Source organism: Xanthomonas sp. 4461 (assembly GCF_024806475.1).
Classification (GTDB): Bacteria; Pseudomonadota; Gammaproteobacteria; order Xanthomonadales; family Xanthomonadaceae; genus Xanthomonas; species Xanthomonas arboricola_F.
In genome coordinates, this window is sequence record NZ_JANTYV010000001.1 from 1,569,026 (window position 1) to 1,593,159 (window position 24,134).

At 67.0% G+C, this 24,134-nt stretch carries 23 protein-coding genes; 8 read left to right on the forward strand and 15 right to left on the reverse strand.

Annotated elements, in window-relative coordinates; all coding sequences use genetic code 11:
• Positions 1–381 precede the first annotated feature (381 nt).
• From FHY19_RS06700 to FHY19_RS06725, 6 genes are all read right to left on the reverse strand, one after another.
• On the reverse strand, positions 382–1,659 hold the full coding sequence (locus tag FHY19_RS06700; RefSeq protein ID WP_259163124.1) for an amidohydrolase family protein: 1,278 nt from the start codon (positions 1,657–1,659) through the stop codon (positions 382–384).
• A gap of 447 nt (positions 1,660–2,106) precedes the next feature.
• Positions 2,107–3,927: a dihydrolipoyl dehydrogenase gene (gene lpdA, locus FHY19_RS06705; protein WP_259163125.1), complete on the reverse strand. Its 1,821-nt coding sequence runs from the start codon at positions 3,925–3,927 to the stop codon at positions 2,107–2,109.
• Between the two features lie 16 nt (positions 3,928–3,943).
• Positions 3,944–4,591: a hypothetical protein gene (locus FHY19_RS06710; protein WP_259163126.1), complete on the reverse strand. Its 648-nt coding sequence runs from the start codon at positions 4,589–4,591 to the stop codon at positions 3,944–3,946.
• A complete protein-coding gene (locus tag FHY19_RS06715; protein WP_259163127.1) occupies positions 4,588–6,360 on the reverse strand; it encodes a dihydrolipoyllysine-residue acetyltransferase in 1,773 nt (590 codons plus the stop codon). The genes FHY19_RS06710 and FHY19_RS06715 overlap by 4 nt, the downstream gene beginning before the upstream one ends.
• A gap of 127 nt (positions 6,361–6,487) precedes the next feature.
• Complete coding sequence (locus FHY19_RS06720) at positions 6,488–7,252, reverse strand: YggN family protein (protein WP_259163128.1); 765 nt, start codon at positions 7,250–7,252, stop codon at positions 6,488–6,490.
• 180 nt (positions 7,253–7,432) lie between these two features.
• Entirely contained in the window at positions 7,433–7,993 is a 561-nt protein-coding gene (locus FHY19_RS06725; RefSeq protein WP_259163129.1) for a DNA-deoxyinosine glycosylase, read from the reverse strand.
• A 144-nt stretch (positions 7,994–8,137) separates the two neighbouring features.
• On the opposite strand from FHY19_RS06725, the gene FHY19_RS06730 reads away from it, so the two are divergent.
• Positions 8,138–8,809 carry an OmpW family outer membrane protein gene (locus FHY19_RS06730; RefSeq protein WP_259156667.1) on the forward strand — a complete coding sequence of 224 codons (672 nt, stop codon included), beginning with the start codon at positions 8,138–8,140 and terminating at the stop codon, positions 8,807–8,809.
• Between the two features lie 118 nt (positions 8,810–8,927).
• Here the strand turns inward: FHY19_RS06730 and FHY19_RS06735 are convergent, their stop codons facing one another.
• The 5 genes from FHY19_RS06735 to FHY19_RS06755 all read right to left on the reverse strand — a co-directional run bounded on the left by FHY19_RS06735 (position 8,928) and on the right by FHY19_RS06755 (position 13,395).
• Complete coding sequence (locus FHY19_RS06735; RefSeq protein ID WP_259156668.1) at positions 8,928–9,485, reverse strand: DUF1453 domain-containing protein; 558 nt, start codon at positions 9,483–9,485, stop codon at positions 8,928–8,930.
• A gap of 125 nt (positions 9,486–9,610) precedes the next feature.
• Positions 9,611–10,411 carry a MetQ/NlpA family ABC transporter substrate-binding protein gene (locus FHY19_RS06740; protein WP_259156669.1) on the reverse strand — a complete coding sequence of 267 codons (801 nt, stop codon included), beginning with the start codon at positions 10,409–10,411 and terminating at the stop codon, positions 9,611–9,613.
• Between the two features lie 215 nt (positions 10,412–10,626).
• Positions 10,627–11,319: a methionine ABC transporter permease gene (locus FHY19_RS06745; protein WP_259164089.1), complete on the reverse strand. Its 693-nt coding sequence runs from the start codon at positions 11,317–11,319 to the stop codon at positions 10,627–10,629.
• A 2-nt stretch (positions 11,320–11,321) separates the two neighbouring features.
• A complete protein-coding gene (locus tag FHY19_RS06750) occupies positions 11,322–12,329 on the reverse strand; it encodes a methionine ABC transporter ATP-binding protein (protein ID WP_259163130.1) in 1,008 nt (335 codons plus the stop codon).
• A 169-nt stretch (positions 12,330–12,498) separates the two neighbouring features.
• Complete coding sequence (locus FHY19_RS06755) at positions 12,499–13,395, reverse strand: DMT family transporter (RefSeq protein WP_259156671.1); 897 nt, start codon at positions 13,393–13,395, stop codon at positions 12,499–12,501.
• Between the two features lie 106 nt (positions 13,396–13,501).
• On the opposite strand from FHY19_RS06755, the gene FHY19_RS06760 reads away from it, so the two are divergent.
• The 6 genes from FHY19_RS06760 to FHY19_RS06785 all read left to right on the forward strand — a co-directional run bounded on the left by FHY19_RS06760 (position 13,502) and on the right by FHY19_RS06785 (position 18,854).
• Positions 13,502–13,987: a YajQ family cyclic di-GMP-binding protein gene (locus FHY19_RS06760; protein ID WP_259156674.1), complete on the forward strand. Its 486-nt coding sequence runs from the start codon at positions 13,502–13,504 to the stop codon at positions 13,985–13,987.
• A gap of 152 nt (positions 13,988–14,139) precedes the next feature.
• Complete coding sequence (locus tag FHY19_RS06765; protein ID WP_259163131.1) at positions 14,140–14,601, forward strand: hypothetical protein; 462 nt, start codon at positions 14,140–14,142, stop codon at positions 14,599–14,601.
• A complete protein-coding gene (locus FHY19_RS06770) occupies positions 14,594–16,333 on the forward strand; it encodes an ATP-binding protein (RefSeq protein WP_259163132.1) in 1,740 nt (579 codons plus the stop codon). Before FHY19_RS06765 ends, FHY19_RS06770 begins: the two co-directional genes overlap by 8 nt.
• Positions 16,311–17,168 (forward strand): alpha/beta fold hydrolase, encoded by an 858-nt coding sequence (locus tag FHY19_RS06775; protein ID WP_259163133.1) that lies wholly within the window; start codon positions 16,311–16,313, stop codon positions 17,166–17,168. Before FHY19_RS06770 ends, FHY19_RS06775 begins: the two co-directional genes overlap by 23 nt.
• Positions 17,169–17,298: 130 nt before the next feature.
• The gene (locus FHY19_RS06780; RefSeq protein ID WP_259156680.1) at positions 17,299–17,859 is read left to right on the forward strand and encodes a DUF1415 domain-containing protein; all 561 of its coding nucleotides are present in this window, start codon (positions 17,299–17,301) and stop codon (positions 17,857–17,859) included.
• Between the two features lie 188 nt (positions 17,860–18,047).
• Positions 18,048–18,854, forward strand: a complete 807-nt coding sequence (locus FHY19_RS06785; RefSeq protein WP_259163134.1) for an SDR family oxidoreductase — start codon at positions 18,048–18,050, stop codon at positions 18,852–18,854.
• A gap of 434 nt (positions 18,855–19,288) precedes the next feature.
• On the opposite strand, the gene FHY19_RS06790 is transcribed toward FHY19_RS06785, so the two are convergent.
• Genes FHY19_RS06790 through FHY19_RS06800 form a run of 3 tightly spaced genes read right to left on the reverse strand, consistent with a single transcriptional unit; the run spans position 19,289 to position 21,743 of the window.
• Positions 19,289–19,969 (reverse strand): HAD family phosphatase, encoded by a 681-nt coding sequence (locus tag FHY19_RS06790; RefSeq protein ID WP_259163135.1) that lies wholly within the window; start codon positions 19,967–19,969, stop codon positions 19,289–19,291.
• Positions 19,966–20,679: a pseudouridine synthase gene (locus FHY19_RS06795; RefSeq protein WP_259156685.1), complete on the reverse strand. Its 714-nt coding sequence runs from the start codon at positions 20,677–20,679 to the stop codon at positions 19,966–19,968. Before FHY19_RS06795 ends, FHY19_RS06790 begins: the two co-directional genes overlap by 4 nt.
• The gene (locus tag FHY19_RS06800) at positions 20,676–21,743 is read right to left on the reverse strand and encodes a class I SAM-dependent methyltransferase (protein WP_259163136.1); all 1,068 of its coding nucleotides are present in this window, start codon (positions 21,741–21,743) and stop codon (positions 20,676–20,678) included. Before FHY19_RS06800 ends, FHY19_RS06795 begins: the two co-directional genes overlap by 4 nt.
• A gap of 229 nt (positions 21,744–21,972) precedes the next feature.
• On the opposite strand from FHY19_RS06800, the gene FHY19_RS06805 reads away from it, so the two are divergent.
• Positions 21,973–22,233 carry a hypothetical protein gene (locus FHY19_RS06805; RefSeq protein ID WP_104535155.1) on the forward strand — a complete coding sequence of 87 codons (261 nt, stop codon included), beginning with the start codon at positions 21,973–21,975 and terminating at the stop codon, positions 22,231–22,233.
• Positions 22,234–22,708: 475 nt separating this feature from the next.
• Here FHY19_RS06805 and FHY19_RS06810 read toward each other — a convergent pair whose 3' ends face one another.
• Positions 22,709–24,046, reverse strand: a complete 1,338-nt coding sequence (locus FHY19_RS06810; protein WP_259163137.1) for a sorbosone dehydrogenase family protein — start codon at positions 24,044–24,046, stop codon at positions 22,709–22,711.
• Positions 24,047–24,134: the final 88 nt, after the last annotated feature.

The window sequence follows — 24,134 nt, forward strand, 5'->3', positions numbered from 1 at the left end:
GGCGCGCAACACGCCCACCTGCTCCGCATCGGGGATCGGCCTGGTTATCCAACGGCACCGCCCGGCGATCAACTGGCTGCCGTAACGCTGCGGTCTGTCGTCTGCCATGAACACGCGGTCGGTCAGCAGGACCTGCTGATGCGCCGACCTCGCCACTGCGAGCGCCCTTCCTGGTCAAGGTGTCCAGCGCGCGCTCCTGCAAGGCAGGATCGGCGTGGGCATGCTGCACCGGCAGCCGGCGGCGACGCCGTCGCGTCCGGCCTGGATCGCGCTCGGCAAGCCCTGGTGCCGGGCGACGCTGTGGCGAATCTGCGGCAGATGCTCGGCGGCAACCGCGAGCATCGTCAAACGTCCGCACGCTGCAGCCAGGCGCCGGCGTGCTCACTCGGCGACGCGTTCGCCGCCCTTGATCACGCCCTCTACCTGCCGCAACACGGTGACGTCCTGCAGCGGATCGCCGCTGACCGCGATCAGATCGGCGTAGCGGCCCGGAGCGATGGCGCCGACGTCGTTGCTGCGCCCCAGAGCCAGGGCTGCGTCCACGGTGGCGGCACGGATCGCTTCCAGCGGCGTCATGCCCCACTCCACCATCTTGGCGAACTGGCGCGCATTGTCGCCGTTGGGATACACCCCGCCATCGCTGCCGAATACCAGCTTGACCCCGGCCGCGTGCGCGGCACGAAAGGTCTCGCGCTGCTTGCGCCCGATCTGGCGCTCCTTTTCCAGCGATTCGGCGAACAGGCCATTCCTTTCGCCTTCGGCCAGGATGTAGTCGTCGTTGTAGATGTCCATCGAAAACCAGGTGCCATGCGCCTTGGCCAGCTTGAAGGATTCCGCATCGGCCAGGCTGGCGTGCTCGATGGTGTCGGCGCCTGCGCGGATCGCATCGTTGATGCCGGCGGTGCCATGCGCATGCACGGCGACCTTCAGGCCCAACCGGTGCGCCTCGTCCACCAGTGCGCGCATTTCCTCCAGGCTGTATTGCTGCCCGCCGACGCTGTCGGTCTTGGACAGCACGCCGCCGGTGCCGCAGAACTTGATCACTTCTGCGCCATATTTGCGCAGCGTACGCACTGCCGCGCGGATCGCGTCCGGGCCATCGGCGACACCGGGGCCGCCGACCTTGACCGAGGGCGGAAATTCGGTGGCATCGCAATGGCCGCCGGTCGCGCCGATGCCATAGGTGGCCGGCACGATACGCGGGCCGGGCACGGTGCCGCGCTCGATCGCCTGCTTGAGCGCGACATCGTCGTAGTTGAGCGAGCCGACATTGCGCACCGTGGTGAAGCCTGCGCGCAGCGTTTTTGCGGCATTGGCCACACCGACCACGGTCCAGAAATTGTCGGTGTACTCCAGCGCCTTGTAGCCGCCCAGGGTGGGGTCCACGGTGAGATGCACATGCATGTCGATCAGCCCCGGCAACAGCGTGCGCTCGCCCAGATCGATGCGCTGCACCTCGGCCGGCAGCGGATCGCCCTGCCGACCGACGCGGGTGATACGGCCGGCAACCACTTCGATCTGCGGCTTGTCCACATAGTGGCCGGCCTGCACGTCCAGCAGGCGCGCGGCGGTGATCACGGTGGTCTGTGCGTGCGCACCCAGCGAGGCACACAGGCAGCCGGCAGCGGCGAGCAGCACCGGCAAACGCATCTTCGACATCGGGGTCGTCCCTGAGCTGCGAACGGCGTGTCCGCGCCCCGATGGTGCAAGCGTACCGCGGGCTGCGCAAGCGCCTGCGCATGGATGTCGCACCGTCGCAATGCAATGCGTGGCCTCGTCAGCCGTGTCTGGCGCGCGGGCGATGCGCCATCGCCGTGCGCCATGCCCAGGGGACCTGCGCAATCGGCTTGCAGGCCCGGCCCTGTCGAACCCGGTGATCAAGCGCAACGGCCAAGTCCGGTCGCCACATGCGGCTGCGTCGCACATCGAAAGTGCCGCAAAACTCTGCGCGTGCGCAGTCGCATCGCATGCACTAAAGCGTCCCACACGATACGGCGCAGCGCAGCGCCGCAGCGATCGTGCCAACGGCGATCGCGCTTACCCGTGCCCCTGACGACAACGCCCCGCACAAGGCGGGGCGTTGCTGACCGCTGCGGACGCGCGCGGTTACTTCTTCTTCGGGATGTACAGGTCGGTGATGGTGCCGTCGTAGACCTCGGCCGCCATGCCGACCGATTCGCTCAGGGTCGGATGGGCGTGGATGGTGTGGCCGATGTCTTCGGCCTCGGCGCCCATCTCGATCGCCAGGCCGATCTCGGCCAGCAGGTCACCGGCATGCACGCCGACGATGGCGCCACCGATGACGCGGTGGGTCTCTTCGTCGAAGATCAGCTTGGTGAAGCCCTCGGTGCGGCCGATGCCGATCGCACGGCCGCTTGCGGCCCACGGGAACTTGGCCACGCCGACCTTCAGGCCCTTGGCCTTGGCTTCGGTCTCGGTGACGCCGACCCAGGCGATTTCCGGGTTGGTGTAGGCCACCGACGGAATCACCCGCGCCACCCACTCCTTCTTCTCGCCGGCAGCCACTTCGGCGGCCAGCTTGCCCTCGTGGGTGGCCTTGTGCGCCAGCATCGGGTTACCGACGATGTCGCCGATGGCGAAGATGTGCGGCACGTTGGTGCGCATCTGCCGGTCCACCGGAATGAAGCCGCGCTCGGTAACGGTGACGCCCGCCTTCTCTGCGCCGATCTTCTTGCCGTTGGGCGAACGGCCCACCGCGACCAGCACGCGGTCATAGGCGGTGGCCTGCAGGCCGGGCTTCTCGCCCTCCACAGCCGCCTCGAAGGACACGGTGATGCCGGCCTTGTCGGCGGTGACGTCGGTGGCCTTGGTCTTGAGATGGACCTCGACGCCCTGCTTCTTCAGGCGGTCGGCCAGCGGCTTGACCAGGTCCTTGTCGGCACCCGGCATCAGCTGGTCCATGAACTCGACCACGGTGACCTTGCTGCCGAGCGCGCTGTACACCGTGGCCATTTCCAGGCCGATGATGCCGCCGCCGACCACCAGCAGGGTCTTGGGGATGTCGTGCAGCTCCAGCGCGTCGGTGGAGTCCATCACGCGCTTGTCGTCCCACGGGAAGTTGGGCAGCTTCACCGCCTGCGAACCAGCGGCGATGATGCAATGCTCGAAGCGCAGCAGCTGGGTCTTGCCGTCGTCGCCGACGATCTCCAGCTCGTTGGGCGACACGAATGACGCCACGCCGGTGACGGTACGCACCTTGCGCTGCTTGGCCATGCTGGCCAGGCCGCCGGTGAGCTTGCCGACCACCTTTTCCTTGTACTCGCGCAGCTTGTCCAGGGTGATCTTGGGCTGGCCGAAGTCCACGCCAAAATCGCCGGCATGCGCCACTTCGTCGATCACCGCGGCGGCATGCAGCAGCGCCTTGGACGGGATGCAGCCGACATTGAGGCAGACCCCGCCCAGGCTGGCGTAGCGCTCGATCAGCACCGTATCCAGGCCCAGGTCGGCGGCGCGGAACGCGGCGGTGTAGCCACCGGGGCCGGCGCCGAGCACCACCATCTTGCATTCGATATCGGCCGGCTTGCCGCTGGCCAGGGCCGGCTTGGACGGCGCCGGTTCGGCCGGGGCGCGATGCGACGGCGTCACCGGCGGCTTGCTGCCGGGTGAGGCGGCCGCAGGGGCCGCAGCAGGCGCAGCGGCCTTGGCGGGCGCAGGCGCAGCGGCCTCGCCTGCGGTTTCCAGCAGCAGCACCACTGCGCCTTCGGACAGGCTGTCGCCGACCTTGACCTTGAGTTCCTTGACCACACCGGCGGCCGAGGACGGCACTTCCAGCGTGGCCTTGTCCGATTCCAGCGTCACCAGGCCCTGGTCCTTGGCCACGCTGTCGCCCACGGCGACCAGCACTTCGATGACGGGGACATCGCTGTAATCGCCGATGTCGGGAACCTTGATTTCAATGACCGCCATTTGCTTCTCCTGTGGCTCAACCGGCCGTGCCGGCAAGCGTCTGCTGGAGTTCATCCAGCGACGATTCGATTTGGGTCCAGCGCTTGTCGCGCTTCTTTTCCTTGCCGTCGCTGGCCTCGATCAGCAACGCGGCCTGCTGCAGCAGCAGCTCGCCGGCGCCGCAGCTCGGGCGCGTACCGCTGTAGCGCACGCCGTCGACCTGGAACGACAGCACTTCGCCCTCGGTCACCGGCGCGGTGCGGCCGCTCGGTGCCAGCTGGGTCAGGGCCGCGGTCCAGTTGCTGACCAGACGCTTGGCCAGCGCCGCCGGAATCGGGATCTCGACCGTTTCCGGGGTCTGCTCGGTGCGGAACTGCACACTGCCGCGATCGGCCTGACTGACCCAGCTGTAGACGCGCTCGTCGGCGCGACTATGGCGCAAGGTCCAGTCGGCGCCGTCCTTGCCCGGCACCAGCGACACGCCGCTTTCCACGCCACGCGCGGGCAGGGTCAGCAACGACAAGGCCGGCTTGCTGGCGCCGTCGAGCAGCGTGCTCACTGCGGTGCCGTAGTTGCCCACCGCCGGCGGCCAGCCGCGCCCCAGCGTGCTGTCGCACTCGCGTGCCACCGCACCGCTGCACGGCAGCACGCCGAGCAAGGCGATCGTCAGCAGCGCAGTCCTCACAGCAGGACGCGACGCATGTCGGCCAGCACCTGGCTGAGGTAGGTGGTGAAGCGGGCCGCCAGCGCGCCGTCGATGACGCGGTGGTCGTAGCTCAGCGACAACGGCAGCATCAACTTCGGCGCGAACTCCTTGCCGTTCCAGACCGGCTGCATCGCCGACTTGGACACGCCCAGGATCGCCACTTCCGGTGCATTGATGATCGGCGTGAACGCGGTGCCGCCGATGCCGCCGAGCGAGCTGATCGAGAAGCAGCCGCCGCTCATGTCGGCCGGGCCGAGCTTGCCGTCGCGCGCCTTCTTGGCCAGCTCGCCGCTTTCCTGGGCGATCTGCAGCACGCCCTTCTTGTCCACGTCGCGGATCACCGGAACCACCAGGCCGTTCGGCGTATCGGCGGCAAAACCGATGTTGATGTACTTCTTCAGCGTGAGGTTTTCGCCGGCTGCATCGAGCGAGGCGTTGAACTCGGGGAACTTCTTCAGCGCCGCGGCACTGGCCTTGACCAGGAAGGCGAGCATGGTCAGCTTGATGCCGGCCTTCTCGTTTTCCTTGTTCAGCGCCACGCGCAGGGCTTCCAGATCGGTGATGTCGGCCGATTCGAACTGGGTGACGTGCGGAATCATCGCCCAGTTGCGTGCCAGGTTGGCGCCGGAAATCTTCTTGATGCGCGACAGCGGCTGGGTCTCGGTCTCGCCGAACTTGCTGAAGTCCACCTTCGGCCAGGCCAGCAGGTTCAGGCCGTTGCCGCCACCGGCCGGTGCGGCACCGGCTGCGGCAGGCGCGCCACCGCTGAGTGCGGCCTTGACGAAGCGCTGCACGTCTTCACGGGTGATGCGGCCGCCCTTTTCGCTGCCCTTGAGCTGGTTCAGGTCCACGCCCAGCTCGCGCGCGAACACGCGCACCACCGGGCTGGCGTAGGCCACCTTGGACGGCAGCACGCTGTCGGCGTCGAAGGTCACCGGCGGGCTGGATGGCTGCCCGGCCGACGGCTGGCCGCCCTGCGCAGGCTGCGCGGCCTCACTGGAGCGCGCGCCCTGCACCTGCGCGATCTCGCGCTGGGCCAGCTTGTCCGGCTCGGCCGACACCGCGACCGGCTCGACCTTGCCGGCGGTTTCGGCGGTGTCGGTGCTGGGCTTGGCCGGGGACTGCGCCGCACCGGCGCCGCCATCGCTGGCAGCGATGATCGCCACCACGTTGCCCTGCGAGAGCGTGTCGCCCACCTTGACCTTGAGTTCCTTGACCACGCCGGCGGCCGAGGACGGCACTTCCATCGTGGCCTTGTCCGATTCCAGCGTGACCAGGCTCTGGTCCTTGGCGACGGTATCGCCGACGGCGACCAGCACTTCGATCACCGGGATGTCGGTGTAATCGCCGATATCCGGCACGCGCGCTTCGACCAGACCGCCTTCGGCGGCAGCGGATGCAGCCGGGGCTGCCTTGGCAGCAGGTGCCGGGGCAGCAGCGGGAGCGGCCTTGGCCGGGGCAGCAGGCGCGGCAGCGGCCGGCTTGGACGCAGTGTCGGCGTCGGCATCGGCCACTTCGATCAGCGCCACCAGCGCGCCCTGCGACAGCGCGTCGCCGACCTTGACCTTGATCTCCTTGACCACGCCGGACACCGACGAGGGCACTTCCATCGTGGCCTTGTCCGATTCCAGCGTGACCAGGCTCTGGTCCTTGCTGACCGTATCGCCGACCGACACCAGCACCTCGATTACCGGGACATCGCTGTAGTCACCGATATCGGGGACAAGTGCTTCCTTGATTTCGGCCATACGGGGAACTCCGGCAACAGATGGGGAAACCCCTATTGTGGCCGGCCACGGGCCGCAGCGCCAACCATTGCCGCGGAAAAAATCGCACGGCCGGCAGGATGCAGCGTCCGCGCACGCGCGCGCATGCTTATTTCGGGGCGCGTCGTTCCACCCGCAACAGTTGCAGTGGCTCGCCCGAGGGCAAACGATACGCCAGCGCATTGTCCAGCCCATCCAGCGCTTGGACACGGTCGCACAAGCGCTGCGCGCGCGGGCGCAATGCACGCGCCTGCGGCTCGACCAGACGCTCGATGCGCGCGTCAAGCCCATCGAGCGAACGCAGCTGCACGTCGTTGCCGGTGAGCCCCGACTGCACCGCACCGGCGATCACATCGCCGATCACCTGCGGCAATACCTCGGCGACCAGCGCGCCGATGTCGTCGTCGATATTCACGGGCGTGAGCTGGCTTTTGCTGAAGCTCTGCTTCAAGCGCAGATCGATCTTTTCGCGCACGCTGGCCAGTTGCGCACGGGTGGCCTCGGGACTGCGGCTGAATCCGGCGGCCACTTCGCCGAGCGCGGTGACCGCGATATCTGCAGCCTCGCGGCCGACCTCCTGCGCCAGCGGCACCACCTCGCGGGTCTGCCGCTCGAACTGGATCAGGCGAGTGCGGTCGTCTGCGCTCAGCGTCACCCAGCGATCGTCGACGAACAACGCCCCCTGGCGCATCACCAGGCGCTGCGGCGACCCGGCGTCGCGAATCAGGATCAGGCTGCGCGGGTTGAGCGTGAGGTCGTAATCGCTGCTGACATCGCAATGCATCTCGTCGGCAGCGGTCGCATCCGCTGCAGCAACGCTGCCCAACGCCAACGCTAGCGCTGCCGCCATCGTCATTGCGTGTCTGATCGCCATTGCGGTGCTCCTTCATCTGCTGCCTGCACTGTGCGGCCACGCGCTGCGGGCTGCCTGTGCCGGACGCTGGCATGACTTATGGCGGTAGCTAGCGGTGTGGCGGCTGTCTGCGTAAGCACTGACGTGTACGCGCCGCGCCGGTACGCAGCGTGGCGCTTGTTTCGCGGTGCCAGGGCCGCATCAGTCCAATGCATCGCGCAGCGATTGCCACGCTTGGCACAGGCGCGGCAACGACCATGCAGCGTTGGCCGGACTGGTGGAGGGCAACGCCACAAGCGGCACGCTGCGCGCACCCGGCGATAGCAGCGGATCGACGTGGCGACGCCAGGCCTGCGCCGCTGCGGCGCCATTGCAGGCCACCATGCGCAGCTGCGGCAGGCGTGCCAGCACGGCTGGCAGCGGATTGACCACGACACTGTCTGCGACGATGGCAGCATCCAGGCTGCCGCGGCGCGCGCACTGGCCGATGACGTCCCACACGCCGACGCCACGCGCGTTCAGCGCCTGCATGCGTAAGGCATACGCTGCGGCGGCATCGATGCCTAATAGGGCATGCATCAAGGGCCAGAACCGATTGCGCGGATGCGCGTAATAGCGGCCCGCCTCCAACGATGCGATGCCGGGCATCGAGCCGAGCACCAGGACACGGCAATCGTTAGGAATGTGCGCTGGCAAGCCGTCACGTACGTCGCTTTTCGTCACGGCAATCGCATCTGCGTGAATGTCTTTTTCAACCTGCATGTCGCAACCGCAACCTTCTTGGGAAAGTTCCTGAACAAACGAAATTTTAGCGAGCTGCAGGTAGGCGTGGATTCAGATTTTCAGGAATAGCTTTGGCGCGGCCCACTCCACGGGCCTAACAAAAATTATGCGAGGAGACCTCCAATGCGTGCCATTTCCATCCTGAGCCTGGCTGCCGTATCCGCTCTTGCGTTTGCACCGTCCGCGTTCGCGCAGGACACCACTTATACCGGCGACACCTCCTCGACTTCCACCAGCGCCGATAGCGCGTCCGGCAAGCATTGGGCAGTGGTCGGTGGTGTCGCCTTGATCAAGCCGAAGAACGATCCGGCTCCGGGCCTGGACGTCGATGGCGGCCCAGCGCCGACGCTGAGCGCCAGCTACTACATCAACGACAACTGGGCCGTTGAACTGTGGGGCGCCGCCGACAAGTTCAACCACCGTGTCAACGCCGATGGCGCGGGCAAGCTGGGCACTGTCGAGCAGCAGCCGATCGCCATCAGCGGCCAGTATCACTTCGGCCAGGCCGACAACGTGTTCCGTCCGTTCGTGGGCGTGGGTTACTACGAATCGAACTTCAGCAACGAGAAGATCGATGCGGCGTCGACCACCGGTCAGCACGTGGGCCTGGATACCGCCAAGGGCGTGATCGGCACCGTCGGTGTGGACATGAACATCAACTCCACCTGGTTCGCACGTGCCGACGCCCGCTACATGCGTTCGCGTCCGGAACTGCGCGTGGGCGGCCAGGGCACCGGCAGCGAGCTGGAACTGGATCCGTGGACCGTTGGTTTCGGTGTCGGCGCGCGCTTCTAAGCACGTCGCGATACGCAACGTCCGAGTCGAAAAAACGGGCCGTCAGGCCCGTTTTTTTATGCACGACATCCACGACTGCGCCAGGCTGCGTCGGCGCATGGCGTGCACCTGACGCGTTTCAACGCCAGTAGACGCTGCCGCGCAAGCGCGCGGTGCGCCAACGCCACCACAGCAAGGTGGCGTAAGCCAACGCATAGCCGAGCAGCACGCCGGCGGCACCCAGCAGGCTGGCATGGCTGAGCCAGCCATCGACCGGCCATGCCACGCCCTGCCAGGCACTGCGCCACCCCTGCACCATGCCGGCGATCACCCGCACCACTACCAGCGCAGTCAAGGCCAGCACGAGCCAGAGATTGGGCCGATAGAACAACCCTTGGGTGGTGCGCTCGAACTGGGTCAGGCGCAACGCCAGCACACCCAGCGCCAGCCCGCATGCCCAGCCGAAGGCGGCATGACTGATCGCACCTGGCCAGAATGCCGCGGCGATCGCGGTGAAAATGACGAACAACACGCTGGAAAGGACCGCAGACACCAGATTGATCATCAGCAACCAGCCGCGTGCCTGGCGGCGCGCGGTACCGACACGGAAACGCTGCAGCAACGATAACGGGAACAGCACCGCGAACACCGCCAGGGCGATGATCACGGCCAGCGGGATGGCAAGAAGCAGGGGCATCGCATCGGTGGCCGGAGAGCAGGGCCGCCCACGCTACTACGCCTGCGTCAGCCCTGTGTGTTCGGTGCCGCCGGTGCGATCGGCCGCGCGCACCGGCCTGGTGAGCGCGACCGTCGTGATCGCACTCAGAACGCGGGCAGGACCGCGCCCTTGTACTTCTGTTCGATAAAGGCCTTCACTTCCGGGCTGGTCAAGGCCTTGGCCAGCTTCTGCACGCGCGCATCGTCCTTGTTGTCTGCGCGCGCCACCAGGAAGTTCACGTATGGCGACTCCTTGCTTTCGATCGCCAGCGCATCGCGGGTGGGGTTGAGCCCGGCGTCGAGCGCGTAGTTGGTGTTGATCAGCGCCAGGTCCACCTGATCCAGCACGCGCGGCAGCATCGCCGAATCGAGCTCGCGGAATTTCAGCTGCTTGGGGTTGTCGACGATGTCGCGCTGGGTGGACAGCGCGTTGCTCGGGTCCTTGAGTTTGATCACGCCGGCCTTGTCGAGCAGGATCAGCGCGCGGCTGTTGTTGCTCGGGTCGTTGGGAATCACTACGTCGGCGCCGGTCGGCAGATCGGCCAGCGCCTTGAAGCGGCGCGAGTACGCACCGAACGGCTCGATATGCACGCCGACCACGGTCACCAGCTGGCTCTTGCGGTCGCGGTTGTAGGCGTCCAGGTAGGGCTCGGTCTGGAAATAGTTGACGTCGATCTGCTTCTGCACGACCTGGTCGTTGGGCTGCACGTAGTCGTTGAACACGCGCACATCCAGCTTCACCCCCTGCTTGGCCAGCAGCGGTTCGACCACTTCCAGGATTTCGGCGTGCGGCACCGCCGTAGCAGCGACGGTGAGGGTATCGCCACCGCTGCCGCCATTGCCGCCGCAGGACGCCAACGCAAGCGTGGCCACAGCAAGAAGGGAACGAAACGCAAATGTGCTCATGAAAGGGTCCGTGGGAGGAGGAATGCGGACGGGCCGCAGGCGTTAAACCTAGCAGACCGCAGGTGCAGCGGCGATGCGGCGGCCCGCGCCGGCCGTGCAGGCAAGACGAACGCCGGGAAGATGCCAGCGCAGCCGGCTGCAGCTGACCGCAACGATGGCCGCCGATGCGGGCATGCACCGCGGCCACCGGTTGCCGACCCGGCGGCGCCTCTGGCTCAGCGGCGGCTGTAGCGGGCCACCAGGCGATCGCCCAGCATCTGCAACAGCTGCACCAGCACCAGCAAGGCGATGACGGTGATCAGCGCGACATCGGCATGCGAGCGCATATAGCCCTCGCGGTAGGCCACATCGCCCAGGCCGCCGGAGCCGATCGCCCCGCCCATGGCGGTGAAGCCGATCAGCGCGATGGTGGTGACGGTGGCGCCTGCGATCAGGCCGGGGCGCGCTTCGGGCAACAGCACCCACAGCACCAGCTGGCGCGTGGTGGCACCCATCGCCTGGCTGGCTTCGATAATGCCGCGGTCCACCTCGCGCAGCGCGGTTTCCACCAGGCGCGCATAGAACGGCGCGGCGCCCACCACCAGCGGCAGGATCGCGCCGCGCACGCCGAGCGAGGTGCCCATCAGCGCCAGGGTGAGCGGGATCATCGCAATCATCAGGATGATGAAGGGCACCGAACGCAGCAGGTTGATCACCAGGGCCAGCACGCCGTACACCACCGGACGACGGCGTAGCTGCGGGGCGCCGCACAGGAACAGCGCAACACCCAGCGGCAGGCCGATCAGCAAGGTCAGCGGCAGCGCGCCAGCCAGCATCAGCAAGGTATCCAGGGTCGCCTGCCCGATGTCGCCCCATTTGGCGGCATCGAGATTGCGGAAAAAACCGCCTGCGGCGGCGATCGGCGTCAGGTTCATACGCGCAGGTCCTCCACGTGCACGCCAGCGGCGACAAAGCCGGCACGCGCAGCATTCTGGTCGCCGCCGGTCAGCGCGACGATGAGCTGGCCGTACGGCGTGTCCTTGATGCGGTCCACGCGCCCGGACAGGATGTTGTAGTCGACCCCGGTCTCGCGGGCGATGCGGCCCAGCACCGGCTCATAGGTACCGTTCCCCAGGAAGGTCAGCCGCACGACGCGCCCGCCGACGGCGGCGAAATCGCGGTGCAGCTCGGCCTCGTCCACGTGCTCGGCTTCGGACACGAAGCGCCGCGTGGTGGCATGTTTGGGATGCAGGAACACCTCGGTGACCGGGCCGGTTTCCACCAGCTTGCCGGCGTCCAGCACCGCCACGCGGTCGCAGACCCGGCGGATCACGTCCATTTCGTGGGTGATCAGCACGATGGTCAGGCCCAGCTCGCGGTTGATCTGCGCCAGCAGTTGCAGCACCGAGGCGGTGGTCTGCGGGTCCAGCGCGCTGGTGGCCTCGTCGCACAGCAGGATCTGCGGCCGGGTGGCCAGCGCGCGCGCAATGCCCACGCGCTGCTTCTGGCCGCCGGACAGCTGCGCCGGATACTTGCTGGCGTGCTCCTGCAGGCCGACCCGCGCCAGCAGCTCGGCCACCCGCGCATCGATCTGCGCGCGCACGGTGCCGGCCAGTTCCAGCGGAAAGGCCACATTGCCGGCCACGGTGCGCGAGGACAGCAGGTTGAAGTGCTGGAAGATCATGCCGATGCGCCGACGCAGGCCACGCATGCCCTGGCTGTCCAGCGCGGTGACGTCTTCCTCGCCAATCAGCAGGCGCCCACCGCTAGGCTCCTCCAGCCGGTTGATCAAGCGGATCAGCGTGGATTTGCCGGCACCGGAATGACCGATGATGCCGAACACCTCGCCAGGGCCGATCCGCAGATCGAGCGGATGCAGCGCCACGATCTGGCGACCGTCGACGGAGTAAGACTTGTGCAGGCCCTGAAACTGGATCACCGCGCGTGGCCGATTGGGGGGTCGTGAAGCCTACCAGTCAATGTTTACGGCCGTCATTCCATTAGGTTCTAACGGCTGGGATTCGGGATTGGGGATTGGGGATTCGCAAAAGCCAAAGCGCCTTGCCGTTGCCCTTGCGAATCCCCAATCCCGACTCCCGAATCCCCAATCACGGCCTATCCAGCGGCGGCGGCCTATCGGCCTGCCTTATCCGCTCCCGCCGCAACAAATACAGCCCGCTGGCGACGATGATGCCGGCGCCGGTCCAGGTCCAGCCGTCGGGCAAGGTCTGCCACAGCAGCCAGTCCCAGCCGATCACCCAGACCAGGCCGGTGTATTCCAGCGGCGCGATCATCGAGGCCTCGCCGCGCAGGAAGGCCTGGGTCAGCGCAATCTGCCCCAGCGCGCCGGCCAGGCCCATGCCGGCGATCAGCCAGCCGTGGCTGGCCTGCAACGGCACCCAGTCGGGGATGGCCAGCAAGCCTGCGCCGATGGCCATGAACAGCAGGAACCACACCACCATGGACTGCGGCGTATCGGTGCGGGTCAGCAGGCTCACCGTGACTGCGGCGATGGCATAGGCGGTGGCCGCCAGCAGCACCATCAGCCCTGGCAGCGACACCAACCCGCCCACGCCCGGGCGCAGCACCACGATGACCCCGACCAGGCCGATGGCGATCGCCGTCCAGCGCCGCGGCCCCACGTGTTCCCCCAGTAGCGGCACCGACAAGGCCGCCACCAGCAACGGTGCCACGAAGTAGATGGTGTAGGCGGTGGACAGCGGCATCCGCTTCAGGCCGTAGACGAAGCAGCCGATCATCACCATGCCCAGGCCCCCGCGCAGCAGATGCAGGCCCCAGCGCACCGGCACGATGGCACGCGGCCCGGCGGTGGCGAACACCCACACCAGCACGAACGGCAGCGACGCGGCGCCACGCAACAGGGTCACCTGCAACGGCGGGTAATGCGCCGACAGCAGCTTCATCGCCGCATCCATCAGCGAGAAGCAGGCCACGGCGGCGACCATCCAGGCGATGGCGGCAAGCGGAGAACGGGGGTTGGGCATGGACGCATTATCGCCGTCGCAACGCGCCAACCGCCATGCGCCGATGACGGGCATCCGGGCGCGATGGCCTAGAATGGCCGCTGTTTTCAGACAACAGGAGCTTTGCATGCCTTCCTTCGACGTCGTGTCCGAAGTCGACAAGCACGAACTGACCAATGCGGTGGACCAGGCCAACCGTGAACTGGACACGCGTTTCGATTTCAAGGGTGTGGAAGCCAAGTTCGAACTGGAGGACGGCAAGGTGATCAACCAGTCCGCGCCCAGCGACTTCCAGCTCAAGCAGATGACCGACATCCTGCGCGCGCGGCTGTTGGCGCGCAGCATCGATGTGCGCTGCCTGGACTTTGGCGATGTGGAAACCAATCTGGCCGGTGCGCGGCAGAAGGTCACCGTCAAGCAGGGCCTCGAGCAGAAGCAGGCCAAGCAGCTGGTGGCCAAGTTGAAGGAAGCCAAGATCAAGGTCGAGGCGCAGATCAACGGCGACAAGCTGCGCGTGACCGGCAAGAAGCGCGACGACCTGCAGGATGCGATCGCGCTGCTGAAAAAGGCCGATTTCGAGCTTCCGCTGCAATTTGACAACTTCCGCGACTGAGCGTGCGCGGGCGATGCCGGTGAGTGCGGTGGCCGACGCCGCCATGCAGGCGCCTGCAGTGCGTTGCGGCGCCGTGCAGTGGGGCCAGCAACGCCTGCGTTGCGGCCGCGCTGAGCGCGATCGTCGCTGCGGGCCGCAGGTCTAGCGGCGCGATGCGCTCCCTGCTCACCCGCCTGCTGCATCGCCTGCGCACCTTACAGGCCAGCGCGCCTGCCGCAGGCGGCGTGCAGGCGGTCAAGATCCATGCGCAACCGCAGATCGAAAGCGGATCCACGCTGCACACCATGGCCGGCCTCGACCCGGTGGCTGCTGCGGCCTTTGCCGACGCCTTTGCGGTGGAGATCGAACACGCCATTGCGCGGTGCACGCTTGGCGACGCCAACACCAGCCGCGCGCAGGCACTGGAACAGATCCACTCGTTGAAGAACACCATCTCGTTGACCGGCTCGCAGCCCTTGCTCAAGGCCTGCGACCAGCTGCGTGACGACGTGGAACGCGACGCGTTGAGCGACATGCTTGCGCACCGCTTCACCGCCGTGGCCACTGCCGCAGGTCTACTGGTCAAGCGCTACCGGCGCACTCTTCCCATCGACGACGCGGAGCCTCATGCGTAGCACTTCCGACGGCGCAGCGCCCGGCCTGATTCTGGCCGCCCGGCAGCTGCGCAACGACAGACTGGTGCGGCTGTTCGAGTCGTTTCTGGAATACCGCGCCTGCGTCGGCCGGGTGATCGTGCAGACCATGGTGACCCTGTGGTGCCTGGGCTGGCTGTATGGCCCACAGCCGGTGCTGGTCAAGGACGCGCACAACGTATTCCCCACCGCAGTGGCCTTATGGGTCATCTCGGTCGCGTGGATGGTGCTGGTGCGGCGCCGGGTCATCCCGCCCAGCGAGTGGCTGGATGCGATGGGCTTTGCGATGAACCTGCTGTTCATCGGCATCCAGACCACGCTGGCCTTCATCCTGTTGATGTCGTTGAACGCGTTTTTGCCGTTCATCACCATCGCGGCGGTGGCCCGCTATGGGCAACGCGCGACCTTGCCGGTGCTGCTGGCCACCTTCGTGCTGATGTTGCTGACCGCGCCCAGCGGCTACTGGCTGTCGCGGCCGGCGTACTTCGTGTATGCGGTGGCGCTCAGCATGGTGCTGCCGCTGCTGGTGGCGCGCATCGTGCTTGCGATGCAGGAAGTGGCGCTGCAGGCGCTGGCCTCGCGCGATGCGCAAAGCCGTTTCATCAGCACCATGAACCATGAGCTGCGCACGCCGTTGAATGCGGTCATCAATTGCGCGCAGCTGATCGACACCGACAACATGTCGTCCGAACAGCGCGACCTGATGCAGGCCATGACCGTCAATGCGACCGCACTGCGCCATCGCGTCAATGAAGTGCTGGACGTTGCCAGCATCGACGGTGGGCGACTGCAGCTGCAGAGCAAGCCTCTGAGCCTGCTGGACGTGCTGACCACCGTCAAAGCGGTCTGCGCAACCGCCGCATCCACCAAGGGCGTGTCGCTGAGCGTGCGCATGGAGGCACCGAACACGCCCTACGTGCGGGGCGACGAAGGCCGCATCGAGCAGGTGATCAGCAACCTGGTCATCAATGCGATCAAATTCACCCCGGCCGGTGGCGCGGTCGAATTGCTGATCGAAGCCACCCAGATACAGCAGCGCTGGTTGATCGCCGCGACGATCACCGACACCGGCATCGGCGTGCCCGACGACAAGAAGGCCTACATCTTTACGCCGTTCACCCAGCTCAGCACCGGATTCAGCCGTGCCGAGGGCGGGGTCGGCCTGGGGCTGTATATCGCCCTGTCGGTGTCCGATGCGATGCGCGGCAGCCTGACGGTGGGCGACAACCCGGCCGGCGGCAGCATCTTCCGCTGGATCTTCGAGCTGCCGGTGGCCGCAGCCGACAGCAGCCGCACGCTCGACCTGCGCGATGCGTTGGCGCACCACGCGCAGACCGTGCCGCCGCTGCATTGCCTGGTCTTCGAGGACATGGACACCAATCGCCTGGTGATCGGCAACCTGCTGACGCGCGCCGGGCATCGGGTGAGCTTTCATGTCGATGGCACCGATGCGGTGCAGCGCATTGCCCAGGCCGCGCCGGACCTGGTGTTTCTCGATCTGCACATGCCCGGCACCTCCGGCTGGGATGCCTTGGGGCAGGCCCGCGATGCGATTGCCGCGCTGCCGCCGATCGTCGTGCTGACCGCCGACACGCGTACCGATTCGATGCGCGAAGCCGCAGCCGCCGGCGTGGCGGGTTACCTGTCCAAGCCGATCAACGCCCACGAACTGCTGGCCCTGCTGGCCCACCATGCACAACGACCACAGCACTGAGCTGAAGCCAGGTACCGCGGCACGCTGGCATTGGCGCAGCGCTGCCCAGCAACGCACCCCACTGGCGCTGCTGTTCCTGCATGGGTTTTCTGCAAGTCCGGGCGAGGCCGGCGCGCTGCCCGAACAGATGGCCGATGCATTGGGCGCCAACGGCTACGTGCACCGCTGGCCCCAGCATGGTGACCGCGCACCCGATGCGATGCGGGGGCTGACCACAGCGGCGCTACACAGCTCTGCACGGCAGGCGCTGGCGCAGGCGCAGCGCATGGGCAAGCGCGTTGCGATTGTCGGTTCGTCACTGGGCGGCACGCTGGCGTTATGGCTTGCGGCCCGGCATCCCGAGCAGGTTGCGGCGGTGGTGGCGTGGTCGCCCGGCATCCAGCCGGTCAATGCGGACCTGCTCGATCGGCTCTGCGACGCCGATGCGCCGATCGCCGACCCGTACCCGCGCAGCGCCGCGGAGCTGGCCTACTGGTCGGACAGCATCCACCCGGATGGCTTTCGAACCTTGCGCGGCGTCTTCGATGCGCTCGCCACCGCGCCGCCGTGGTCACAGGTGCGCTGCCCGGTGCTGCTGGGCTATTACCGCGCGCCCAATGGCGACGAAGATCAGATTGCCTCGGTGCCGGCGATGCTGGCCATGTTCGACGCGCTGGGCACCGCTGCTCCGCTCAAGCAGGCGATCGCCTTCGACAGCGGCGCGCATGCCATCGGGTCGCCGCACAAGACGCCGCTGGCCGGACACGTTGCACAGGTGTCGGTGGAGTTCTTGCGTGCGCATGTCGGTGCACATGTTGACGAGGCTGAGTACAGCGACGACGGCGACACGCGCTGATTGCGTGGGCGCAGCAACATCGCGCCGGACGGCATCGGTTGCGTCTGCTGCGTCCTCGTTGATGAATCGGCTAGCGCCGCCGCGCCCGCAGCGATCGCATACACTGGCGCGCCATCACGCTGCCGCCACGATGACCACCACGCCTGCCACGCCCGATCCGTTGACCGCGACCCGCACCTGGATCGAGCGCGCGGTGATCGGGCTGAACCTTTGCCCGTTCGCCAAGGCGGTGTACGTCAAGGACCAGGTGCGGCTGGTACTCAGCGATGCCAGCACGCCCGAAGCCCTGCTGGAACAACTGGCCGAAGAACTGGTGCTGCTGCGCGACACGCCGTCCGAGCAGATCGACACCACGCTGATCGTGCATCCGGACGTGCTCACCGACTTCCTGGAGTACAACGACTTCCTCGACAACGCCGACGCAGCGGTGGAAGCGCTGGATCTGCAAGGCATCCTGCAGGTGGCCAGCTTCCATCCCGATTACCAATTCGCAGGCGCTGCGCCGGACGATGTGGCCAACTTCACCAACCGCTCGCCGTTCCCGACCCTGCACCTGCTGCGCGAGGACAGCGTGGAACGTGCGGTGGCGGCGTTCCCGGATCCTGACGTGATTGTCGAGCGCAATATCCAGACGCTGGAACGGCTGGGCCACGCGGGCTGGGACCGCGTATTGAACGGCGCCGAGCACTGAGCACGCCTGCTGTTACGCGCCATCGCGTGCAGCAAGCCACGACCGTCGGCAGCCTGCGTCGACAGCTCATCGGTTGAAGTGCCGATAAGGACCACGTTTGCGTCGCTGTCGCACGCATACCCGGTGTTTCTGCAGCACTGACATGGCGCGCGCTACAGTGCCGCATCCTTCCGTTATGTGCGCACGCCATGGCCCTGATTCCCGCTGTTTCCGCATGGAACCCGTCACCGCTGCAGGACCGCGTGGTGGTGATCACCGGTGGCGCGCAAGGCATTGGACGCGGGATTGCGCAGGCTGTGCTTGGTGCCGGCGGCAGTGTGGTGATCGGCGATCTGGATGCCGATGCCGGAAAGGCCTGCCTGCAGGAATGGGCGCTGCCACAACGCAGTGCGTTCGTGCGCTGCGATGCCGCGCGCAAGACCCAGGCCGCGCGCTTGATCGCCACGGCGCGCAAGCGCTTCGGCAGACTCGATGGCCTGGTCAATAACGCCGGCGTCGCAGACCCGCACGTTGCGCCGTTGCCGCAGCTGGAATGGGACGACTGGAACCGGCATCTGGCAAGCCTGCATGGCGCATTTTTATGCAGCAAACATGCCTTGCCTGCGCTGACGCAGGCGCAGGACGGTGGTGCGATCGTCAATATCGCCTCCACCCGCGCCTGGCAGTCCGAGCCGCATAGCGAAGCCTATGCGGCGGCCAAGGGCGGCCTGGTCGCCTTTACTCACGCATTGGCGTTGAGCGAAGGCCCGCAGGTACGCGTCAACAGCATCAGTCCGGGGTGGATCAGCACCGATGCCTGGCGTGCGCCGCAGCGCCGTCGTGCGCCCAGACTGTCGCGACGCGACCATGCGCAGCACCCGGCCGGACGTGTGGGCACGCCGGAAGACATCGCGCAGCTGGCGGTCTATCTGCTGTCGCCGCAGCTGTCCGGGTTCGTCACCGGGCAGGACTTCGTCGTCGACGGCGGCATGTCGCGCAAGATGCAATACGTGTGAGGTGTGCTGCCGATGCGGGCTGGGTGATGCGCGTTGCAGCGTGCCGGGCGTGACGCTGCTACGCGCGTGCTTGCCGGTCTGTGGCGGTGGTCATGCACGACAACCCTGTTTGCGCATCGGTGAGGCGCAAGCTCCGATAACGGTGCGCATCGTGCATCCGCTGCAGCGGGGCTTTGCGCATTGTCCATGCGTGAAGCGGTTTGGGTTGGTTTGTCCGTACCGCACCGCGCCCAGCCCGCGTTTGCGACGCAGGCGCTCCAAACCGCGCGCGCCAGTGGCGCGCAAACCGTGCCTTCTCGCCCCGGCGGGAGCGGGGCGTTGGTGGTCGCGCGCTGATCGCCAGCGTGCCATGGGCTGATCGCCAGCGCGGATTGCTGCGCCTGGCATCGCGCTGCGGTCCGGATGCGCGTCCGCACGCTCACCCACCCTGCAGATCAGCCCGACAATTGCGCTTCCAGCAGGCGCTGTGCATCGCTCAGCGAAGGCATGATGCGATGGCCCAGCGCGCGCACGTCCGCATCCGGTTCGAGCAGGTCCGGGATCTGGATCGGGGTCATGCCCGCCGCCAATGCGGCGCGCACGCCGGTCGGCGAATCTTCCAGCACCAGGCAGTGCGCAGGGTCCACCTGGAGCGAATGCGCTGCCAACAGGTAGATGTCCGGCGCCGGCTTGGGATGGACCACATCGCTGGCCGTGCACACCGCGTCGAAGCGCCACAGCAGATCGGCCGCCTTGAGCTTGCGCAACGCAAGCGGGCGCTGGGTGGAGGTCGCCACCGCACGCGGCATGCCGATCGCCACCAGATACTCCAGCAACGCAATGATGCCGGGCCGGTGCGGGATACCGCGTTCGGCAACGACGGCATAGAGCAGCTGCGCGCGCGCCAGCATGCGGTCGGCAGCGGCGTCGCCGACGCGTTCGCCGAGCAGGCGGCGGCAGGCGACATCGCCGGTGCCCACCATCTGCAACCAGAACGCCGGCTCGATCGTCAGCCCCTGCGCCTCGGCCGCCTGTGCCAGGCAGGCGGTGATGGCGCGCTCGCTGTCGAGCATCAGGCCATCCATATCGAAGATCACCGCCTGCGGGCGGAACGGCAGCGGGGTGGCCGCCGTCATGCAACCGCTCCACGCCCGAACAACACCTCCAGATCGCTGTCCTGCAGCGCACGCCATTGCCCGGCCGGCAACGCGTCCAGCGACAAGCCGCCGATACGGCTGCGGTGCAGCGCCGCCACATGATTGCCGGCTGCGGCGAACATGCGGCGTACCTGGTGATAGCGGCCCTCGTGCAGGGTCAGACGTGCCTGGCGTGGGCCAAGCACCTCAAGCTCGGCCGGCAGCAATGGCTTGGTTTCGCCTTCCAGCAGCAGCGTGCCGCTGGAAAACAGCGCCGCTTCGTCGCCGCGCAGGTCGTCGGCCAGGCTGACGTCGTAGACCTTGTCCAACGCGGACTTGGGCGAAATGATCCGGTGCAGCAACGCGCCATCGTCGGTCATCAGCAGCATGCCGCTGGTGTCGCGATCCAGCCGCCCCACCGGCGCCAATACCGGCGCACGCGAGCGAAAGCGCGATGGCAGCAGCTCGTAGATCAGCCGGCCGGTGTCCTTGGTCGAACAGGTGTACCCGCTGGGCTTGTGCAGCAACAGGCTGAAACCCGGCGGCGGGTCCAGCGGCTCGCCGTCGATGCGGATGGCATCGTGCTCCACCTGGTCGTCGGCATACAGCACCTCGCCCTGCGCATCGGTGACGGCGCCCTGGCGAAACAGCTGGGTCACCTGCTTGCGGCTGCCATAGCCGAGATTGGCGATGTGTTTGACCAGCTTCATGCGCGCGCCGCCTTGCCGCGCACGGCAGCGATCAACTTGAAGCCGTCGCGCTCGGCGGCCACGCGGACCTGCCCGAAGCTTTCGTTGAGCACCTGCTCGTAGGGCAGATGCCGGTTGGCCACCAGCAGCAGCTGCCCGCCCGGGCGCAGTGCCTGCGCGGCCACGGCGATGAAACGCTGGCCGATGTCCGGGCGATCGGCGCGCGAGGGCGTGTGGAACGGGGGGTTGCTGACGATGAAGTCATACTGCGCCGCCAGCCCGGCGGTGACGTCATGCCAGAGGTACTGCACCTGCGCCGGATGCGCGATGTCCTGCAGATTGCGTCGCGCCAACGCCAGTGCGCGCGCCTCGGCTTCGTACAGGTCCAGCGCGGTGACCTTGGGGCAGCGCGCCAGCAGTTCGGCCGAGAGATACCCGAACCCCGCACCCAGGTCGGCGCCATGCCCGGCCAGGGTGGCCGGCAGGTGCTCGACCAGCAACGCCGACGCAGGATCGATGCGATCCCAGGCGAACACGCCCGGTCGGCTGACGAAGCGCCCATCCAGAATCTTGCGTGGCGCATCCAGCGCGGCCCAGCGCGCCTGCAACGCGGCGTCGGTGTCGGCAGGCAGCGGCGCGGTCCAGTAGGTGCGGCAGTGGTGCTTGGTCAGGCTGCCGGCCAGGCCGGCGAGCTGGCGCAGATCGGCCTCGCCCGAGCGCGCGCCCTCGTTGTTGGACTGGCACGCCACCACCCTGCCGCCGGGCGCGGTCAGCGCGAGCGCGCGTGCAAACAGCGCGCGCGCTTCTTCGCGCTGCCGCGGCGGCAGCACCAGCACCAGCGCATACCGCGTACTGTCGGCCTCGATCTCGCTCTCTTCGCGCACGCTCCAGCCGCTCCCCTGCAATGCCTGCGCAAACGGGCGAAAACTCTGCTCGCAGGTCAGCGCGTCGGCGGATGCATGCTCGCGCAGCGGAAAACCGTCGCGCGCGCGCAGAAACAGGACCGGGCCTGTCGGCCACGGCAGCGCGCCTTGGGCGAAGGGCAGGAACAGGGCTTGAAGCGGTGCATCGTGCGGGCCAGCCATCGGATCGTCGGGTCGTGAACAGGCGGCCATTGTAAGGGAGCGCTGCCTGTCTCCCGTCCTGGTCGCCTCCGATCCGGTCTTGCAGCATGACAGCTCGCCACGCGCTGACGCGGGTCGTCCATTACGTGATCTGCGAACAGGCGACCTTGCACGGTTTATACGGAGCGTTGATGCATACGCAACATCTGCCGGCCTAGGCTGGAATTCAAGCCCACACCGGAGATACGCGATGCGAGCCCTGTTCGTAGGTGGAGTTGTCGACAACAGCGAAATGGATCTGGACGACACACCGCCACCGATGCACTACCCCGAAAACACCGGCGCCGGCCGCCCCCGTTATCGTCTGCACCAGGTCGGTGAGCGCGACGACGGCAGCGTGGCCTACGCTGTCTACGGTGCGCCGGAAATGGCCGACGACGACATCAGCCGCATCACCGAAGAGCGCGGCTACGCACGCCGTTTCAGCGCATCGCCGGAATCGCCGCGCTAAGCGGTGTTCTCGCAGCCAAGGACTTGACGCGCTGCGGCTATCGACTCGCTGCCACTGTATGAAAGGTGTGCGATGGGTCAGTCAGCGGTTCACGTTTCGGCCATGCGTAAAGCCCCTCTCCCTTCGGGAGAGAGGGCACGGTTTGCGCGCCAGTGGCGCGCGCTCCGGGGGCGCCTGCGTCGCAAGTGCGGGCTGGGGCTCGGAGTGGGAGTGGGGTGAGGTCACGAGGCGAAGCCACGCTGTGCGGCAGGCCCGCGGGCTGGGCGCGTACCCCCATCCGCCCCTTCGGGGCACCGTCTCCAGGTGGGAGAAGGACAGTTCCGCGGTAAAGAGGTTGGGCGAGGCTAGGAGGCGAAGCCATGCAACGCGGTAGTTCCGCGAGGCTACGCGCGTACCCTCATCCGCCCCTGCGGGGCACCTTCTCCCGGCGGGAGAAGGGATCGAAAGATGGGATAAAACCTGCGAACGTCTCCGCTTAGCGCGCCTTCGGCGTCACCCGCCAGATCACATTGCCCACGTCATCGGCGACCAGCAAGGCGCCGCTATTGTCCGCTGCAACGCCCACCGGGCGACCCTGGGCATTGCCTTCGGCGTCCAGAAATCCATCCAGGACCGTGATCGGCGTTGCGCTGGGCTTGCCAGCGACAAACGGGACGAACAGTACCTTGTAGCCACTGGGCGGGTCGCGATTCCACGAGCCGTGCTGGCCAATGAAGGCGCCCTGGCGGAACCGCTCCGGCAGCAGAGTTCCGCTGGCGAAGGTCAGGCCAAGTGAGGCCGTATGCGGGCCCAGCGCGTAATCCGGCTTGATCGCCTTGGCCACCAGCTCGGGGTTCTGCGGCGTGACCCGCTCATCTACGTGTTGACCGTAGTAGCTGTAGGGCCAGCCATAGAAGCCGCCATCGCGTACCGAGGTCAGATAGTCCGGCACCAAATCGCTGCCGATTTCGTCGCGCTCGTTGACCACGACCCACAGCGATTTGCTCTGCGGTTCCCACGCGGTGCCCACCGGGTTGCGCAAGCCGCTGGCGAACACCCGGCTGCTGCCGGTGGCTGGATCGATCTCCAGGATCGCCGCGCGGTTGAGTTCGGCCTCCATGCCGTTTTCGGCCACGTTGCTGTTGGACCCGACGCCCACATACAGCTTGCTGCCATCGGCGTTGGCCAACAGCGACTTGGTCCAATGGTGATTGATCCCGCCGGGCAGATTGGCCACGAACGTCGGCTTGGCACTGATGTGCGTATCGCCAGGCTTGTACGGGAAGCTCACCAGCGCGTCGGCATTGGCCACGTAGAAGCGGTCGCCGACCAGCGCCATGCCGAATGGCGAGAACAGGCCGCTGATGAACTGCGTGCGCACCTCTGCCACGCCGTCGCCATCGGCGTCGCGCAGCAGGGTGATGCGGTTGGCACTGGGCACCACGGCGCCAGCTTTCTTCATCACCGCGCCCTGCACTTTCTTGCGCAGGCCGCCGCCGCTTTCGGCATTTTCCGGCTTCGGCGGTTCGGCGGTTTCGGCCACCAGCACATCGCCGTTGGGCAGCACGTAGACCCAGCGCGGGTGATCGAGATCGCGCGCGAACGCGTTGACCTGCAGATCGTCGGCCGCCATGGGTTTGGCGTTGGCGGCCCAGCGCTTGACCGGGGCCACCTTCACCGTGGGGATCAGGCGCTTGACCGGCTCGGGCAATTGCGGGTCAGGCCCGGTTCCCTGTTCGATGGCCAGCGTGGCGGTGTCGCCGCATCCGGCGAGAACGGCCAACGCCATCAAGGACAGCGGCCAGCGAATCAGCGTAGGCAGGGATGCATGCATTGCGAACCATTCCTGAACAGTTGCGACAGTCGGCCATCATGCCGACAACTGCTCGGAGAGAAGTAAATACATCGTCAACACGCCCCGT